Source organism: Actinomadura sp. ATCC 39365 (assembly GCF_054392275.1).
The window spans coordinates 6,327,787-6,344,651 of the sequence record NZ_CP184335.1; the positions used below are offsets into that span (position 1 = coordinate 6,327,787).

Below are 16,865 nucleotides of genomic sequence, written 5' to 3' on the forward strand. Positions count from 1 at the left end.
GTCGGCGTCAAGGTCCTCGCAGCCGCCCCCGACTTCCTAGAGGTGAGCTGGATCAAGACCGGGCCTTGGGGCGCGTTGCGTCAGTGCCCGTACTGCTTGGGGTCCGGGTGTTCGATGAGCAGGGGCGGCTCGTCGGTGGGCGTGTTGACGGCCTTCATCATCGGCTCCCTCCGGCCGCCGGTGGAATGTTGTGGTTGAAGCGGAACATGTTGCCGGGGTCGTGGGCCGTCTTGACGGCGACCAGTCGTTCGTACGCCTCGGGTGTGAACGCCTGGCGCACGTCCTCCGGGTCGGTGTGGGCGACGCCCGCCATGAAGTTGAGCGTGCGCATCCCGCTGTTCCATGGGGCCAGGGTCTGGATGACCCGGTCGTGCCCGGCGTAGACGGCCTCGTCCTCGCCGATGCCGAGGACGCCCGCGGAGTACAGCTGGAACTGGGCGGTGGTGTGCGCGACCGCGTTCGGCAGGCGCGGCGGCCGGGCGAGGGCGCCGCCGAGATGGCGGATCTCGATGCCGACCGCGCTGTCCGATCCGGGGCCCACCAGCGCCAGGATCGCCTCGACGGCGTCATGGTCGAGGTGGGTGAGCTGGAAGTTGTTGATGTGGTACGAACCGGGCGTCGGCGGATCGTTGTGGATGGTGCCGACCTCGGCGTACGGGATGTCGGTGACCGTGTCGAGCAGCGGCGTGGCGATCGCGCGCAGCGGCTCGACGAGCCGGGCACCGTCCTGCGGCGAGCCGAGGTAGCTCAGGCGCAGGTGCATGGCGAACCGCCCGCGCAACTCCTCGGGGACTTCCGGCACATCGGGCCAGGGCATCATGAAGAAGGAGGAGCTGAGCTCGTCGGGCACCTCGGTGACCCATGTGCGGTAGAAGTGCAGCACGTCACGGATCGACTCGGCCGGGAAGAACAGGCCGCCGCCGTAGATCCGCGACACCTCCACCAGTTCCACCTCGAGTGAGGTGACCACGCCGAAGTTGCCCTTGCCGCCGCGCAGCGCCCAGAACAGGTCGGTGTTCTCCTCCGCCGAGACGGTGCGCAGCTCGCCGTCGGCGGTGACGACCTCGATGGAGCGGACGTGGTCGGCGGCGAAACCGTAGCGGCGGGACAGGACGCCGATGCCGCCGCCCAACGTGTAGGAGACGGCGCCGACGAACGGCGCCGAGCCGTTCAGCGGGGCCAGGCCGTGTCGGGCGGCGGACCGGATGACCTCCCGCCACAGCACGCCCGCCTCCAGCCGTACGGTGCGGCGCTCGGGGTCGACCCGGTGGCCGTCCATGCGCCGCGTGGAGATGAGCAGGGCCCCGTCGGCGGGTAGCCCCACACCGTGGCCGGTGGCCTGTACGGCGACGCCCAGGCCGTGGTCGCGGGCGAAGCGCACCGCGGCCACCACGTCGTCGGCGCCCGCCGCGCCGACGATGACGGCCGGGTGGTGTACGACGGAACGGTCGAAGCCCTCCGCCTCCTCGGCGTACCCCGGGTCGCCGGGGAGGAAGACCGGGCCCTTGACGCTGTCGGCGAGTCCCGTCACCGCCCCGGCGGTCAGGGTGTGGCAACCCGTCGGCTGGATGTGCTCGGTCACTGATATGTCCTCACGTGTCGTCGTTCAGGTGGTGCGTCGGCCGGTCCAGGTCAGTTCGTGGTGAACTCGAAGGTCGGGTTCCGCCGGGCTCCCACCCGCTCCAGCGCCTCGGCCAGCAGGTGGACCTGGTCCAGGGAACTGCTGACCGGGTAGAGCACCAGGTCGTCGACGCCCGCGTCCGACAAAGCGATCAGCTCCTTGAGCAGGCGCTCGTCGGAGTCGAGCGAGTCGGCGCGGACCGGCTCGTAGTACGGCGACTCCTTGGAGCCGTAGTAGTGAGCCACGTACTCGTCGGTGAGCTGGACGGCCTCGGAACCGCAGCAGAAGTAGCGGCCGGTGAGGATGTGCGGCTTGCCGGGCCGCCCAGCCGTGGCCCATGCGTCGGTGGCGCCCTGCACGCCGTTCACCAGCAGGTCCAGACTCAGCATCGGCGCCACCCAGCCGTCGCCGAAGCGGGCGGCGCGGGCATAGCCCGCGGGGATCAGGCCACCGATGAGCAGCTTGGGACGGCCCTTGCCGGGCAGCGGGGTGGGGCCGGAGACGCTGGTGACCTCACCGTCCCAGACACGGCGCATTTCGCTCAGGGTGTCGTCGAAGATCTTGCCGTGGCCCTTTTCGGGGGCACCGCTGAGGGCGAAGTCGTCCGGCCAGCCCCCGATGCCCAGGCCCGCCGTGAGCCGGCCCTCCGAGATCAGGTCGATGGTGGCGAGCTGCTTGGCGAACAGGATCGGGTTGCCGCGCCATCCGACGTTCAGCACGCTGGTGAACAGCTGGACGCGCTCGGTCACCGCCGCGGCGACGCCGAGGGAGACCAGCGGGTCCAGGATGTCGTAGACCAGGCGGTCGATGGATCCCAGGGAGCGGAAGCCGAGGCGCTCGCTGTCCTCCGCCCACTGCTTGACCTCCCGCGCAGGACGTCCGGGAACGGCGATCGGCAGACCAATTCCAATATTCACAAGCACTCCGTCTCAACCAAGATCTCACTACGGGCACAACGTCCTCATGCGCCCACCGAGGCGCACAGCCGTGACGATATTCAGCGAGATCAGCGTCGGTCTTGTACGGATCGGACACGCTTCGGGGATCTCTCACCTGACCGCCGGGGCCGCTCCGAGCGGTTCGCCAAGCAGCTCGCCGGGGCCGCCGAACTGGGGGTGATGGACACGGATCGCGGCCATGAGTCAGGTGTCGTCGGGTTGTCCTGTGGCGCGGACGCGGTAGGCGTCCTCGACAGTGGCGCCGCTGTGCAGGCCCCGGCTGACGATCCGTGCCCTGTACGAGATGAAGGGCGAGGACGGGAAGCGCCGCTGTACCGAGATCACGCGGTCGGCCGGACGGGTCGGCGACCTCGGCGGGGTGGTAGTGGATGCGGTGCCCGCAGGGTTCGGTTGGTCGCCGCCTCAGGAGTCGAGCACAGCGGCGATGGCTTCGATCTCCACGAGTTGATCTTCATAGCCCAGCACTGTGACGCCCATCAACGTGCTGGGAGCGTCGTGATCTCCGAAGAAGGCCCGGACCACCCCCCAGGCGGCCCCCAGGTCCTGCTGCCTGCTGGACGCCACGAGAACCCTGGTGCTGATGATGTCATGCAGGGATGCACCGGAGTCCGTCAGGGCGGTCTGCATGTTTTCGAGCGCCTTCGCTGCCTGACCTGCGTAGTCTCCGACCGCCGCCGTGGATCCATCCTTGTTCAGCGGGCAGGCCCCGGCAAGGAAGATCAGGCGAGATCCGGCGGGTGCAGTGGCCACCATGTCAAAGGATCCTTCGTCCCGCCACAGGTTTCCGGCCCGGCCTGGTCGGGGCGAAGTGCTGTGGTCCGACCGCCCTCTGAACGTACATGAGGCCCTGTTCGACCCGAGTGACGCGGTGCGGGTTACGGACAGTTCCGGATCATGCACCTACCGCATGTCAAGGTGCTGAGGGTATTGCCGAAGCGTCCCGTTATAGCCACCTTGAGCACTCTTGTCGCGCCCTTCACCTTGACGTTTGGATCACCTAGGAGACAAGAGAAGGAGTCGCGACCTTGACCATGCTGCTGACCTACACCATCATCACGGACCCGGCACCCTTGGCTGCGTCAGAGGCCGGGCGGCAGTCCAAGTCCACCGGGACGGTGTACCTGCTCGTCACGAACACCGGGCAGACGGCGTACTCCACGATCAAGGTGACGGTTCCCGTCGGCACCGGCGCCGGCCACCTCACCGACGACTTCACCACGATCACCGCCAAGGGCGAGCACACCGACATCAAGAGCGGCCGCACCCGTTCGGTGACCGTCCAGGCGCAGAGCTTCGCATTCCAGGTCAGCGATCAGGGCAGCGCCATCAGTTTCGGTCCCGGTGACCACATGGTGGTGACGCTGGAGAACGTCACTGTCGCCCCCGAACCCGGGCTGGCCGTGCTGCGGGTGACCGAGGCCGCCGGCAGAAGCAAGAGTGGGGGCCGGCGCAACAGTGACACGGCGGTGGCGGTGGTGAAGACCGCGCCGAAGGAGATACCGGCGCCGTACGGCTTCCTCGCGGACAACGTCGTGGTGGACGCCGGAACGAAGGTCACCCTGAACTGGGAGGGATCCGACGACTTCACATACGAGATCCTTCACCCGGGTGGCCGGAAGCCTGTTCCCAAGGTCAAGCATGCCGGGTCGCATGGCCCGTACTCCTTGGTGCTGGACGACGCCCCGGAGCGCGACACCACCTACACCCTCATCGCCAGCTTCGGCACCCAGCGGCACACGTTCACCACCACCGTTCAGGTGCGCAATCCCATCCTGCGAACCCTCACCGCCATCGATGGCGTCAGCACCCCGCGGTTGGAGGGATCGTCCAAGGGCGAGGGAAGCATCACCTTCCTCCCCGGCGGGGTGAAAGTCTGGAGCACAGGCAGTTCCAACGACCCGGGCACCGTGTTCGCCGACAAGGCCGACGTCAACGGCGTCCACACCGCATGGGTGCAGGGCAGAAGCGCCGACGACGGACGGATCGCCTTCCCCAGGTTCGGGCTGCAGGTGTACCAGGGCGGGACGGCCACCACCAGCGGTGTCGTGTACGCCGACTCCGTACGCGCGAAGGACGCCCCCTACGGTCAGGGTGGCGGCTGGATCAACCTCCACGACGAAGGGATGACCGTCTACCTGTCAAAGAACGGGAGTAACGGACTTGGGAGCGTGACGGCCCGCGACTTCAACCGCTGACCTCACCACTGGGCGTTCGCCCCGAATTTCTCCCCAGACCGCGGGTGGCGCCGCCGCCCTTCGGCGGGCTCGACGCCGGGGTGAGCGGTTTGTCCGGTCGACGGTCCTGGAACGCTCTCCGTCATCGGAGGTGGATGCCACCGCCTCCGGGCGAGCGCTATTGCGACGGGTCCAGCCAGGTGAAGTCCGGGCGGATGCCCTGTTCGATGAGGTCCTGGCCGGTTGATCGCAGGTCGAACATCGCCGACAGGTCCGGTTCGGTGCCCGGCGTCGTCCAGCAGGACTCCAGGCTGGTCAGCAGGCCGCTCAGAGTGCGCCGGAACTCCAGCGACAGGTCCGGCGCCGCCGTCGAGGGCATGAAGTCGTGCACGTCCGGCAGGGTGATCGGCGCGCCACTGAAACTCCACACCCCGTCGACCTTGACCAGCCGCTTCTGGACGAACAGCTCCTTGAACAGGTAGTAGTGCGCGTGGTTCGTCCCCTCGCTGGTGGGGACGTCGGGCGAGCCGGGAACGCCTTCCCCTTCGCGCTTGATCCGGTCGATCGCCGCGATCGCGTCCTCGACGGTCCGGATCGGCGGCGCGAGGGGGACCTCCACCGCGAGCGCGTCCTGGTCGATCGGCGGCTCGGTCTCCTGGAACGTCTCGATGATCGTGTCGTAGAAGGCGCCGATCGTCGGCGGCGGCGTCGTGTCCAGGAGGGCGACCGGAGGAAAGTCCGGATGCTCGATCTGCATGAACACCGCAAGCTGGTCCTTGTTCAGCGGCTTGAGATCGACCGGTAGCTCCTGCGCGATGCCGCCGGGCAGCTCGTTCGCCGGGTAGACGGGCAGGAAGTCCGCGTGGGCGATGGACGGCGTGCCCCCTACCGCGGTCAGCAGGTTCCCCGCCAGCGCGAAATGGTGCATCTCCTGGATCACCACCTGGTGGACGACGTTCCGGGTGTGGTCCGGATCGTGCCTGACCGACCACTCGGCGCACAGATACGGCGGGATCGTGGCGAACTCCAGCCGCATCGCGAGTTGCAGAGCGCCTTTGAGGTCATCCGGCGAGAGAATTCGCGCCTCGACGTACTCTCTGAGCGTCTTCATGGGAGAAGTCCCCGTCGTCATCGGGCTCATCGCACAACGCCACTCTCGGTTCACCGGGACCGCGCATTTTCGCCGGTCCCGGCGCCGCGTCCACATTTTTCTCAGACGCCGGGATTTTTCCCGGGTTCATTCGGGTGCATGCGTCAGCATTGTTTTGCCGAACCTGGACAGGCCGGGGTGCTTCGTCAGCCGAACGCCGCGGCGTTGCGGGCCGCCCAGTCGGCGTAGGTGTGCGGCGCGGCGCCGGTCAGCTCCCGCACGACCGGTGACACGTCCGCAGCCCTGCCGACGAACGAGGCGAACAGCGTGAGCATCGAGTCCACGACCGCCGCGGGGGTGTGCGCGATCATCTGCTCGCGGGCCTGCTCGGGAGACAGTTCCTCCAGGCGCAGGTCGCGGCCCAGGACCTCGCCGAGGATCCGTACCCGCTCGGCCGTCGTCAGCGAGGCGGGACCGCTCAGCTCGTAGGCCCTGCCCGGGTGCCCGTCGTCGAGCAGCGTCCGCGCGGCCACCGCCGCGATGTCCCGTTCGTCGATCGGCGCGGTGGCGGCCTCGGCGAACGGAGCGCGTACCACGCCGCCGTTCTGGACGCCGGGCGCCCACCGCAGGTCGTTCGCCATGAACGCGCCAGGACGCAGGAACGTCCACGGCAGCCCCGACCCGGCCACGGCCCGCTCGTACTCGGCGTGGGCGCTGCCCAGCACGCCGGCCTGCTTCATGGTCACCGCCAGCGCGGACAGCAGCACCACGTGCCCGAGGCCGGCCCTCGCGGCCTCGCGCAGGAAGCCGTCCACCTGGCCGCCGGCCGGGAGCAGGAACGCGCGGTCCGCCCCCTGCAACGCGGCCCGCAGGTCGTCCGCCCGCGACATGTCGGCTCTGACCACCTCCACGCCGTCGGGCAGGCCGGCCCGTTCAGGGTTGCGGCTGATCGCCCGGACCTGCTCGCCCGCCCCGAGCAGCAGCTCCACCAGATGACGCCCGACGTTCCCCGTGGCGCCTGTCACCAGAATCACGTCTACCTCACTTCGGATATCCGAACTATTTGGATATGGGGACTGTAACCTGTGACCGTGACGGACCCCATTTCGCCCCCGCGACTGCCGCGGCACGAGGAGGTCAGGGAAGCCCTCGGCTTCGTACCCCTGGTGGAGGCGTACTTCCGGCGAGCCCAGGCCGAGATGCCGGACCGGCTGCGGGAGATCTTCCGCAGCCACGGGCTCACCGGGAGGCACGGCGCGGTCATCCCGCAGCTGACCGTCGAGTCGGCGCTCAGCGTGAGCGAGCTGGCCGACAGGATGGGCATGTCGCTGCCGACCGCGAGCGAGCTGGTCGGCGACCTCAGCCGGGCCGGCCTGGTCGAACGCCGGGAGGATCCGGCCGACCGCCGCCGCACCCTGGTGTCGCTGGCCCCTGACCAGCGGGCCATGGTCGAGGGGTTCGTCGCCCTGCGTGCCGCGCCGCTGCTGCGCGTCCTGGACAACCTCTCGCCGTCGGACCGGCAGGGGTTCGTGGCGGGGCTGATCGCGTGGGCGCACGAGGTGCGCAACTGGTGACGTACGGTCGGCGGCGGGACCGCGCTCCCGCGCTATGAGGGGGAGGCGGTCGCGCAGCGGGTGGCGAGGCCGTCCAGGAGGCAGTCGAGGCCGAACGCGAAGCGCCGCTCGCTCTCGCGTTCGACGTCGATCTCGCCCGTGGCGGCCATCCGGCCGGCCAGCGTCGGGTGGCGTTCGGCGACCTGGCGCAGGTACTCGGCCGCCTGCTCGTCCCAGCCGGACCCGGTCCCGCTCATGCGGGCCAGCGTGTCGCGCCAGGCGACCTCCGCGATGACCGCGCCGACCACGTGGTCGTTGACGGCGGCCATGGCGGCGTCGAGGTCGGAGCCGGCGAACCCGGCGCGCTCCAGCAGGCGCAACCCGGTCTCGGCCAGGGCGAGCGCGTTGGGGCCGAGGTTGGGCCTGACGGTCAGCTCGGACAGGGCCCACCGGTGGCGCAGCAGCATGGCGCGGTTGCTGCGGGCCAGCGCCGCCAGGGCGTCCCGCCAGCCGGACGTGCCGGAGCCGGCGCGCACCTCGGCCAGCACGCGGTCGAGGGCCAGCTCCAGCAGGTCGTCTTTGGTGTGGACGTACCAGTACAGCGACCCGGCGGTCACCCCCAGCTCGGTGGCGACGCGGCGCATCGACAGCCCCCGGTGACCCTCGGCGTCGAGGACGGCGACCGCCACGTCGACGATCCGCTCGCGGGTGAGCTGGCGGTCGCGTGGCGGCCGCTCGGGACGCAGCCACACCGACCCGCCGGAGGACTCTGACGACGGCACGCGATCACCCTACCCGCCTTGACCTCGCCTTCGACTCCCTTATACAACGTTCAAGACTGTTAAACGTTGTATAAGGAGACGCCGGATGCCCGCTCTGATGTTCCGCGCGAACGGCCCGCTGCCGGGCGACGTGCACGTGACCGCGCTCGGCCCCGAGTCCGGGCCGCCGGCGGTCTTCGTGCACGGCTCCACGAGCTGGGGCGACGACCCCGTGTACGGGTTCGCGGCGCAACGCCCGCTGGCCGGCCGGTTCCGTCTGCTCCTGATGGACCGCCGGGGCTACGGCGGCAGCCCGGACGCCGGGGACAGGTTCCCCGGCGACTACCTGGCCGACGCCGACGACGTCGCCGAACTCCTCGGCGCGGGCGCCCACCTGGTCGGCCACTCCTACGGCGCCATCGGCGCCATGATCGCGGCGGCGCGCAGGCCGGAGGCGGTGCGCTCGCTCACCTTGGTCGAGCCAGGCTGCTACCAGGCGGCCGCCGACCATCCCGAGGTGGCCGAGGCGCTGCGCGCCAACCGTGCCGCCTACGCCGACCTTCCCGACCTGACGCCCGAGGAGTGGCTGCGGGCCGCCGCCGGCTCGACCGGCATGCCGGAGCCCGGCACGGGCGATCGGCGGTTGCGTGCGGCCGCCACGGCACTGCGTGAACGCGTCTGCTGGGAGGCGGGCCTCCCGCTGCCGGCGCTGCGGGCGGCGTCCTTCCCCAAGCTGGTCGTCTCGGGCACCTGGAAGGACGCACCCGGGCCGTACCGGGAGCGCGGCGGCGTCCCTCTCATGGCCTGCGCACGGGTCACGGCCGAGCGGATCGGCGCCCGGCACGAGCAGGTGCCGGGCAGCGCCCACTACCCGCACGTCGAGGCGCCGGAGCGGCTGAACGCGCTGCTCGCCGCCCTGTGGTCCGGCGCCTGACCGCCCCGGAAGCGCCATGACCGCGCCGGACGGGGGCCCGTCAAGCCAGGAAGAACGTGGCCAGCGTGCGGGCGACCGGCGCGGGGTCGTTCTCCATGGGGATGTGACCGGCCTTCGCGACCCGCACCAGCGTGGTGTTCGGCACCTCGTCGGCGAACCGCTGCGCGTAGCCGACCCGCTGGAAGGTGTCGTCCTCGCCCCACACCAGCAGCTTCGGCACGTCGCAGGCGAGCAGGGCAGGCATGAGGTCGAGGGTGTAGCGGCTGTCGGCGGCGCCGGCCAGCGCCATCCAGGACCGCCCCACGCGTGCTTCGCGCCACGGGTCGAGGTAGTCGTCCATCTCTCCCTCGGCGACAGGCCGGGCCAAGGCGGTGGTGACGGCCACGCGCCGGGCGGCGAGCAGGTCCTCCACGGTGGTGGCGGCGACCACGGCCGGGTCTCGGTAGCGCGCCACGCCGGGCACCGGCCAGGAGTCGTAGGTCACCGAGTTGACCAGCGCCAGCCGGGGAACCGTCAGCTCGCCGCCGGTCAGCAGGTGCTGAGCGACCGCGCCGCCGATGTCGTGCCCGGCCACGCCCGCGGGCGCGTCCATGCCGAGCGCCGCCGCGAAGCGCGCCACCCAGGCGGCCAGTGCGGGCACGGTGGCCGTCTCCAGCGTCAGCTCCCCTTCCGAGCGGCCCAGGCCGGGGAGGTCGACGGCGACCGGCCGCAACCCGGCCGCGGCCAGGTCGTCGAGCACCGGCAGCCAGACACGGCTCCAGTACGTGCCGTGGAGCAACAGGACCTGCGGGCCGTGCTCGCCCGCCGTCAGATAACTGGCCGCGCGGCCGTCGACGTCGATCGTCATGCGTGTGGACATGGCCATAACCATCGGGGAATGCACCAATGCCGGTCAAATACCACTTAGGGTATGGCCCCATGACGTTGACGCAGCTCCGAGCGCTGATCGCGGTGGCCGAGCAGGGCGGATTCACCGCGGCGGCGGACCTGCTCGGCATGTCACAGCCCGCTGTCAGCCGCGCCGTCGCCAGTCTCGAACGCGAGCTCGGCGCCCCCCTGTTCGTCCGGCACACCGACGGCATCGCCCTCACCGAGGCCGGACGGCGCGCCCACCTCCGTGCTCGCGAGGCTCTGCGCCACTTCGACCTGATCCGCGGGGAGGTGGCAGCCGCCGCCGGTGAGGTCACCGGGCCGCTCCGGCTGGCCAGCCTGCCCAGCGCGACCGGCACCCTCATCGCCCGCCGGTTGCGGATCTTCACCGATCGTCACCCCCAGGTCCAGGTACGTCTGTTCGAGGGGGCCGACGACGACGTCCGCGGCTGGCTGCAAGGGGGCGCGGCCGAGGTCGGCGTGGTCACGCTCCCGGCTCCCGGCCTGCACACGATCCCGCTCAGCACGCACGAGATGGTCGCCGTGGTGCCGGCCGGCCACCGCCTGGCCGGGCAGGAGACCGTCCACATCACCGACCTGGCCGGGCAGCCGTTCATCCTCACCACGGCGGGTTGCCGTCCGCTCATCACCGAGGCGGCACGCCAGGCCGGCGCCCAGCTCGACGTCGCCTACGAGGCCGGCGGCCAATCGGCCATCCTCGAAATGGTGGCCGCGGGCCTGGGCGTCAGCATCGTGCCCACGCTCGGCCTGCCGTCCGAGCTCGGGCCGGTCACGACCAGGCCGCTCGAACCGCGCCTCACCCGGACGCTCGCCCTGGCCGTCCTGTCGCCGAGCGACTGCGGGCCCGCCGTACGAGCCTTCCTCGCCCTGGCCGAGCCCGGCTGACCTGCTCGTTGTCGCAGCGTTCGAGGTGGCGGCACTCGTCACGCCGGGAGGGAGGCGAGTTCGAGCGCGGCCGGCTGGAGGTGGATCAGATGGCTCTGGGCCTGCTCGGTGAGCGGGGCGCCGGCCTTGACCCGCCATGACATTCACCCGCGGCGTGGCTGCTTGAGCTGCCGGTGGGCCGCGACGGTGGTTGCGGTGCTGACGAAGGCCGCGAGTGCGGACGTTCGGTGTCCCTGTGGCCAGGCGAGGATGAGGGTGGTGGGCTCGGCGTCGGTGACGGGTACGCAGACCAGGTCGTCGCCGACCTCGACCTGGTCAGGCGGGTGTTCGAGACCAACTTCTTCGGTGTGATCGCGGTGACCGACGCCATGCTGCCGCTGCTGTCGCGATCGGCGGCGGCCCGCGTCGTCAACGTGTCCAGCGGTGTCGGGTCGCTCGCCTACATGACCGATCCGGATCATTACATGTCCCGGCTGGCGGGGCACGCGGCGTACCCGCGCTCGAAGACCGCGCTCAACTCCTTGACCGTGCAGTACGCCAAGGACCTCCGGGAACGGGGCATCCTCGTCACCCGCACGGCCGACGACGGCGCCGCGATCGGGTTTGCCTGGCGTGGCGAAGCGGGGTTCCAGACAATTCAGCAGCCACCCAAGCTGAGAGTCGTCGCCCTGATGACCTGCGACGTCGCCGGGCTCCACCGCTCGAATCGACAGAGAAGCGCGACCGGCCTCGATCGCCTCAGGGCAGACATCCCACTCGATTCCACGGGAGGAAGCACACCGTGATCAGCAAGATCAAACTCGTCGTCGCCATGGGGGCGCTGGCCGCCTTCGCCGTGGTCCCGGGCGGCTCCGCCTCCGCGAACGCGGCCCAGAGCGCCTGCAACGTCGAACACGAGAGGTGGTGGACCGACTCGAACGGCGACTACTGGGTGCGGCTGAACAACTACTGCACCGAGGTCAAGAACGTCTGCGTGGACATCCCCTACTGGTTCGACGCCGGCCCCCAGACCCTCCTGGGCAACCACACGACCGACTGGGACTACGGCAACAAGCGCTGGAGCAGGCCGGGGGTCGGCATCTACTACTGTTAGCCGGCGGCGCTCAGGCGAAGGCCGTCGCGCGGGCCCGCCCCGGCGTCGTCGGGCGGGCGGTCGTAGCCTTGCGTTCATGATCGAAAGAGTGCAGGTCGCCGTGGTCGGCGTCGGTAACAACGTGTCCGCGCTGGTGCAGGGGATAGCGCTGTACCGCGCCTCGGGGAGCGTGGCCGGGCTCCGCCGGCCGGTGCTGGAGGGGCTGGGCGTGGGCGATGTCGACTTCGTGGCGGCCTTCGCCACCTCGGCGGAGAAGATCGGGCGGGACCTGTCCGAGGCGATCTTCCTGCCGCCCAACAACTATCCGCAGATCACCGGTGAGCTGCCGCCCTCCGGCGTCACGGTGTGCCGGGGGATCACCGACACCGCCGACGACGCCGAGGCGGACCGGGTGGCCGGGGAGCTCGCCGGAGCGGAGGTCGTGCTGTACGCCGCTCCCAGCGGCCGGCAGGAGACGGCGCGCGCGTACGCGGAGGCGGCTTTGCGGGCGGGAGCGGCGTTCGTCAACACCACCTCTGATCCGGTGGCCCGCGACCCCCGGCTGCTGGACCGCTTCGTCACGGCTGGACTGCCGCTGTTGGGCGACGACCTGACCAGCCAGTTCGGCACCTCGATCGTGCATCACGCCCTGCTGCGGCTGCTGAAGGAGCGCGGGCTCGCCCTCACCAGCTCCTACCAGGTCAATCTGGGCGGCACCGAGGACTTCCGTAACCTGGCCGAGAACGGCGACAGCAAGATGCGCTCCAAGCTCAACGCCCTCGCCTCGGAGAGCGAAGCGCCCGGCCGGGTGCAGGCCGCTCCGCTGGGATACCTTCCGCACCTGAAGTCGCACAAGGTGGCGCACATCAACATCGAGGCCCAGGCCTGGGGCGAGACCACGGTGTCCCTGGACGTGAAGTTGAAGGTGCACGACCCCAGTGGCGCCGCCGGGGTCAACATCGACCTCATCCGCATGGCGGCCGGCGCGTTGCGGCAACGCCGTGGCGGCTACCTCGACGAGGCCGCGCCGCTGCTCAAGTCCCCGCCCGGTACCGCCGTCTGACCCGGAGCCGCCGGCTCTTCGTCGTTGGTCGATCATGGGAGCCTGTGGTCGTCCAGTGATGGGGGTGCGCGGATGAGCTTCGTCGTCCTGAAGAGCACGGACCTGCCGGCCGAGGAACGATTCGGCTGGTGGTGCGACATGATCAGCCGGGATGTGGGGCCCACCCGCATCACGAGCGAGCACATGGCCGACTTCCGTGCCACCGCCGGAGTCATCGACCTGGGCGTCGTCCAGCTCACCACCACCTCCTTCCCGGCGCTCACGTCGGCGCGGACCCCGGCGCTGATCCGCCGTTCCGACCCCGAGGCGTACGAGCTGACGCTGATCGTGGGCGGCGAGATGTGGATCTGCCAGAACCGGGACGACACCCGGATGACCGCCGGCGACCTGGTGATGTGGCAGACCTCGCGCCCCTACGACGGTGGCGCCTTCGACGGGCCGCACCAGGCGCAGGCCATCATCATGCACCTGCCGCGCGCCGGGCTGCCGCTGCCCGAACGGCAGGTCGACGGCCTCCTGTCGCGCAGGATGCCCGCCACCGGCGGGCTGAGCGCTGTGCTCGCCACCTACCTCAGGACCCTGGTGCGCGAGGTTCCCGCCATGTCCCCCCAGGACGCCACGCGGCTGGGCGCGACCACCCTGGACCTGGCCCTGGCCTTCCTGGCCCACCGGCTGAACGCCCAGCACCGGCTGGCGCCCGAGACCCGGGACCAGAGCCTCATGGCGCAGATCTGCGCGTTCGTCGAGCACAATCTGGGCGACGCCCGACTGGGGCCCGGGGTCGTCGCGGCCCGTCACCACATCTCCGTGCGTCACCTGCAGGTGCTCTTCCAACGTCAGGGCACCACCCTGACCGACTGGATCAGACGGCGGCGCCTCGAACACTGCCGCGCCGACCTGGCCGACCCGCGGCTGCGCACGCTGTCGATCCAGGCCGTCGCGGCCCGCTGGGGGTTCCCGCGTGCCGCCGACTTCAGCCGGTCCTTCCGCGCGGCGTACGGGATGTCGCCCAGGCACTACCGCCACAGCGTGACGGCGCTGCGGGAGCCGCAGGGTGCGCCTGGTGCGTAGAAAGTCTGCGTCTCACGCTAACGACCGCGGCGCGCCGCCGTAGCAAGCTGTCGGGGGCGTGGGCGATGAGCGAGGTCGGCCGCCACGGCGACGATGATCAGCATGCCCCGTGATCGTGCATCGTTCCTCGCCACCCAGGGAGTTTCGCGCGTATGGGACACGTTCTTCGCAAGTTAGTGACGATCATGCTCGCCTTGTCGGTCATCTGGCCGTTGTCACTGGTCAGCGCCACCACTGCGGTGGCGGACGCGGGGCCGTTCAAGGCGAAGGTCGACATCGACGGCCGGGGCAGCATGGACCCGGACGACCGCGTCAGCACCGACGCCTACCTCGCCGACGCCGACGTCACCATCGTCTGCCAGGACACCGGTCCGGCGGTCGGCGGGAGCGCCGTCTGGGACTACACCACCAAGAAGGTGTGGGTGCCCGACACCTACGTGCGCACCGGGATCGACGGCTTCCTGCCCGACGTCCCCCGCTGCTTGTCCATCGGGATCGACGGCTACGCGAACAAGGGCTCGCTGCACGGACCGTACCGGGTCAAGGTCGACCTGGACGGCAGGGGCAGCGCCAACCCCGACGACCGGGTACGGATCGACGCCTACATGCGGGACAGCCAGATCCTCATCAAGTGCCAGGACTACGGCGGCGCCGTCAACGGCAGCACGCTGTGGGACTACACCTCCCAGGGTCTGTGGGTGCCCGACGTCCACATCAGCACCGGCACCACCGGCTGGATCCCCGGCATGCCCTCCTGCTCCTCGCTCGGCATCCCGGGCGGCGGCGGCACGCAGCCGGGCGGCGGCCGCCAGTTCCCGATCCGGACCACGCTCAACGGCTACCACGGCAAGAGCCTGGGCTCGGCCCGCGAGGAGGACAAGTACTCCGAGGAGAGCTACATCACCATCGTCTGCCAGGCCTACGGCGAGACGAACTACGGCGGCTCCACCGTCTGGGACAAGACCGTCGACGGGCTGTGGGTGGCCGACTACTACGTGCGCACCGGCTCCACCGACATCGTCATGAACCGCTGCGACAACGACGGCCCCTCGGGCGGCGGCGGCAACCGCTACCTGGTGCGCACCACGCTCAACGGCTACCACGGCAAGAGCCTGAGCTCGGCCCGCGAGGAGGACAGGTACGCCGGCAACAGCTACATCGCGATCGTCTGCCAGGCCTACGGTGAGTTCAACTACGGCGGCTCGGCCGTCTGGGACAAGACCTCCGACGGGCTGTGGGTGGCCGACTACTACGTCAAGACCGGCTCGTCCGACATCGTCCTGCCGCGCTGCGACAACGACCCCAAGCCCGCGGGCGGCGGTGGCGGCACGGGCAACCCCGGCACGCCGATGCCTCCGGGCAGCGGCACCGTCGACCGCGGCAACGTGCGCGACCAGATCGTGCGGGCCGCCTACAGCCAGCTCGGCGTCGCCGAGTGGGGCGACAACTGCAACCCCTACGGCTCGGGCGGCTCGGTCAAGTGCGGCTGGGCCTGGTGCAGCATGTTCGCGAGCTGGACGTGGCGGCACGCCGGCATCGACGTGTTCCTGCCCTACAGCGGCGACTTCTACTGGTGGGGCAAGAGCCGCGGCACGTTGCGCTCGCTCAGCGACATCCGGCCGGGCGACCTGGTGCTGTACGGCACGAGTGCGGGCAACAGCACCCACGTCGGCGTGGTGGTGGAGGTGGACGGCAACGGACTGATCACCACCATCGAGGGCAACTACGGCAACGCGGTCACGAAGGTCACCTCCTTCTCCCCGTACGGCGCCCACCCCGGCGGGCACGGCTCGCCGATCTACGCGGTGGTCTCGCCGCTGGCCGACTCCTCCACGGTCTGGGAGCGGTCCGGCGGCCCCGGCGACGAAGAGCCGGACAAGGAGAACTGCACCACCAGGCTCGACACCGTGCCCGGCGGCGGCTGGAACATGACCTGCCTGGAGTTCCGCAAGGAGCGTGGCTGGGAGGAGGTGCGCGGCGTGGCCTACGTCTTCCCGGCCAGGCCGACCGTCACCCGCGCGCACCTGAACCTGCGACTGTCCGACCTGCCGGGATCGGGCTCCAGCGTGGAGGTGCGCTGCGAATCGGCCCTGCTGGACTCGGTACGGTCGTGCGCCACGGCCTGGCGTCCCCAGTTCATCGGAGCGGTGGAGTTGAGCGTCGCCTACGCCTTCAACGGCGACACCCAGAACCGCAACGTCGGTGACCTGCGCTTCCGCGGCGCGGCCCAGGAGAACAACACCTTCTGCGGGCCGGCGGCGATGCAGGCGGTGCTGTCCACCACCGGCGCCGATCCCGTGCCCTCCCAGCGGGAGATCGCCGACGAGGTCGGCACCAGCCAGCTCGGCACCCTGCCCACCAACATGGCCCACTACGGCAACACGATCGTCGGCTACACCTACAACCAGAACTACCTGCGCAACACCGACGAGGACAACGCTGTGGCCATCGCCAACACCTTCAGCGCGGTGTGGTGGTCGCTGACGACCAAGAGCCAGCCCTCCATCCTGCTCGCCAAGTCCGACTACCTGCCCTGGGTCAACGTCAACAACGGCCTGCTGCGGCACTACGTGGTCATCCACGGCTTCTCCACCCTGCCGACGAGCGGCGGCGGCCAGACGTACCGGTTCCGGGTGTGGGACCCGCAGGAGGCCAGGCACCACTACATGACGATCGACCAGATGGTCTACGCCATGCGCAACGCCATGACGCCGGGTCTGCTGCACCTGATCACCCCGAAGGCCAACCCGTGACCTGACGCGGGCAGCCCCTGAAGCGCGCCGGGATCACC

The 16,865-nt window shown here is 70.2% G+C and carries 16 protein-coding genes; 9 read left to right on the forward strand and 7 right to left on the reverse strand.

Features of this window, described 5'->3' with window-relative positions; translation table 11 throughout:
* Nucleotides 1–157: 157 nt before the first annotated feature.
* From ACNF49_RS30900 to ACNF49_RS30910, 3 genes are all read right to left on the reverse strand, one after another.
* Entirely contained in the window at nt 158–1,582 is a 1,425-nt protein-coding gene (locus ACNF49_RS30900; RefSeq protein WP_482939737.1) for an FAD-binding oxidoreductase, read from the reverse strand.
* A gap of 50 nt (nt 1,583–1,632) precedes the next feature.
* On the reverse strand, nt 1,633–2,538 hold the full coding sequence (locus ACNF49_RS30905) for an LLM class flavin-dependent oxidoreductase (protein ID WP_482939738.1): 906 nt from the start codon (nt 2,536–2,538) through the stop codon (nt 1,633–1,635).
* 444 nt (nt 2,539–2,982) lie between these two features.
* Nucleotides 2,983–3,333 (reverse strand): RidA family protein, encoded by a 351-nt coding sequence (locus ACNF49_RS30910; RefSeq protein WP_482939739.1) that lies wholly within the window; start codon nt 3,331–3,333, stop codon nt 2,983–2,985.
* 272 nt (nt 3,334–3,605) lie between these two features.
* Between ACNF49_RS30910 and ACNF49_RS30915 the strand changes: the two genes are divergently transcribed.
* A complete protein-coding gene (locus ACNF49_RS30915; RefSeq protein ID WP_482939740.1) occupies nt 3,606–4,775 on the forward strand; it encodes a hypothetical protein in 1,170 nt (389 codons plus the stop codon).
* 157 nt (nt 4,776–4,932) lie between these two features.
* Here the strand turns inward: ACNF49_RS30915 and ACNF49_RS30920 are convergent, their stop codons facing one another.
* Together ACNF49_RS30920 and ACNF49_RS30925 are read right to left on the reverse strand one after the other, a co-directional pair.
* Nucleotides 4,933–5,865 carry a ferritin-like domain-containing protein gene (locus ACNF49_RS30920; protein ID WP_482939741.1) on the reverse strand — a complete coding sequence of 311 codons (933 nt, stop codon included), beginning with the start codon at nt 5,863–5,865 and terminating at the stop codon, nt 4,933–4,935.
* A gap of 185 nt (nt 5,866–6,050) precedes the next feature.
* Nucleotides 6,051–6,878 carry an SDR family oxidoreductase gene (locus tag ACNF49_RS30925; protein ID WP_482939742.1) on the reverse strand — a complete coding sequence of 276 codons (828 nt, stop codon included), beginning with the start codon at nt 6,876–6,878 and terminating at the stop codon, nt 6,051–6,053.
* A 57-nt stretch (nt 6,879–6,935) separates the two neighbouring features.
* On the opposite strand from ACNF49_RS30925, the gene ACNF49_RS30930 reads away from it, so the two are divergent.
* The gene (locus ACNF49_RS30930) at nt 6,936–7,418 is read left to right on the forward strand and encodes a MarR family winged helix-turn-helix transcriptional regulator (RefSeq protein WP_482939743.1); all 483 of its coding nucleotides are present in this window, start codon (nt 6,936–6,938) and stop codon (nt 7,416–7,418) included.
* A 32-nt stretch (nt 7,419–7,450) separates the two neighbouring features.
* Here the strand turns inward: ACNF49_RS30930 and ACNF49_RS30935 are convergent, their stop codons facing one another.
* Nucleotides 7,451–8,179 carry a TetR/AcrR family transcriptional regulator C-terminal domain-containing protein gene (locus tag ACNF49_RS30935; RefSeq protein WP_357987784.1) on the reverse strand — a complete coding sequence of 243 codons (729 nt, stop codon included), beginning with the start codon at nt 8,177–8,179 and terminating at the stop codon, nt 7,451–7,453.
* A gap of 85 nt (nt 8,180–8,264) precedes the next feature.
* Here ACNF49_RS30935 and ACNF49_RS30940 point away from each other — a divergent pair, with 85 nt between their 5' ends.
* Nucleotides 8,265–9,092, forward strand: coding sequence for an alpha/beta fold hydrolase (locus tag ACNF49_RS30940; protein ID WP_482939744.1), 828 nt, complete (start codon nt 8,265–8,267; stop codon nt 9,090–9,092).
* A 40-nt stretch (nt 9,093–9,132) separates the two neighbouring features.
* Here the strand turns inward: ACNF49_RS30940 and ACNF49_RS30945 are convergent, their stop codons facing one another.
* Entirely contained in the window at nt 9,133–9,951 is an 819-nt protein-coding gene (locus ACNF49_RS30945; RefSeq protein ID WP_482939745.1) for an alpha/beta fold hydrolase, read from the reverse strand.
* A 59-nt stretch (nt 9,952–10,010) separates the two neighbouring features.
* Between ACNF49_RS30945 and ACNF49_RS30950 the strand changes: the two genes are divergently transcribed.
* From ACNF49_RS30950 to ACNF49_RS30975, 6 genes are all read left to right on the forward strand, one after another.
* On the forward strand, nt 10,011–10,868 hold the full coding sequence (locus ACNF49_RS30950; RefSeq protein WP_482939746.1) for a LysR family transcriptional regulator: 858 nt from the start codon (nt 10,011–10,013) through the stop codon (nt 10,866–10,868).
* Nucleotides 10,869–11,041: 173 nt separating this feature from the next.
* Nucleotides 11,042–11,653 (forward strand): SDR family NAD(P)-dependent oxidoreductase, encoded by a 612-nt coding sequence (locus ACNF49_RS30955; protein ID WP_482939747.1) that lies wholly within the window; start codon nt 11,042–11,044, stop codon nt 11,651–11,653.
* Nucleotides 11,650–11,961, forward strand: coding sequence for a hypothetical protein (locus ACNF49_RS30960; RefSeq protein WP_357987799.1), 312 nt, complete (start codon nt 11,650–11,652; stop codon nt 11,959–11,961). Before ACNF49_RS30955 ends, ACNF49_RS30960 begins: the two co-directional genes overlap by 4 nt.
* 76 nt (nt 11,962–12,037) lie before the next feature.
* On the forward strand, nt 12,038–13,003 hold the full coding sequence (locus tag ACNF49_RS30965) for a hypothetical protein (RefSeq protein ID WP_482939748.1): 966 nt from the start codon (nt 12,038–12,040) through the stop codon (nt 13,001–13,003).
* A gap of 72 nt (nt 13,004–13,075) precedes the next feature.
* Nucleotides 13,076–14,074, forward strand: coding sequence for an AraC-like ligand-binding domain-containing protein (locus tag ACNF49_RS30970; RefSeq protein ID WP_482939749.1), 999 nt, complete (start codon nt 13,076–13,078; stop codon nt 14,072–14,074).
* A gap of 152 nt (nt 14,075–14,226) precedes the next feature.
* Nucleotides 14,227–16,827, forward strand: coding sequence for a C39 family peptidase (locus ACNF49_RS30975; RefSeq protein ID WP_482939750.1), 2,601 nt, complete (start codon nt 14,227–14,229; stop codon nt 16,825–16,827).
* The last annotated feature ends 38 nt before the right edge of the window (nt 16,828–16,865 follow it).

Excerpts from the sequence above, each read along its gene's own strand:
- ACNF49_RS30910 (WP_482939739.1), bottom strand. The coding sequence starts at position 3,333 with ATGGTGGCCACTGCACCCGCCGGATCTCGCCTGATCTTCCTTGCCGGG.
- ACNF49_RS30920 (WP_482939741.1), bottom strand. The coding sequence starts at position 5,865 with ATGAAGACGCTCAGAGAGTACGTCGAGGCGCGAATTCTCTCGCCGGAT.
- ACNF49_RS30940 (WP_482939744.1), top strand. The coding sequence starts at position 8,265 with ATGCCCGCTCTGATGTTCCGCGCGAACGGCCCGCTGCCGGGCGACGTG.
- ACNF49_RS30945 (WP_482939745.1), bottom strand. The coding sequence starts at position 9,951 with ATGTCCACACGCATGACGATCGACGTCGACGGCCGCGCGGCCAGTTAT.
- ACNF49_RS30950 (WP_482939746.1), top strand. The coding sequence starts at position 10,011 with ATGACGTTGACGCAGCTCCGAGCGCTGATCGCGGTGGCCGAGCAGGGC.
- ACNF49_RS30965 (WP_482939748.1), top strand. The coding sequence starts at position 12,038 with ATGATCGAAAGAGTGCAGGTCGCCGTGGTCGGCGTCGGTAACAACGTG.
- ACNF49_RS30970 (WP_482939749.1), top strand. The coding sequence starts at position 13,076 with ATGAGCTTCGTCGTCCTGAAGAGCACGGACCTGCCGGCCGAGGAACGA.
- ACNF49_RS30975 (WP_482939750.1), top strand. The coding sequence starts at position 14,227 with ATGGGACACGTTCTTCGCAAGTTAGTGACGATCATGCTCGCCTTGTCG.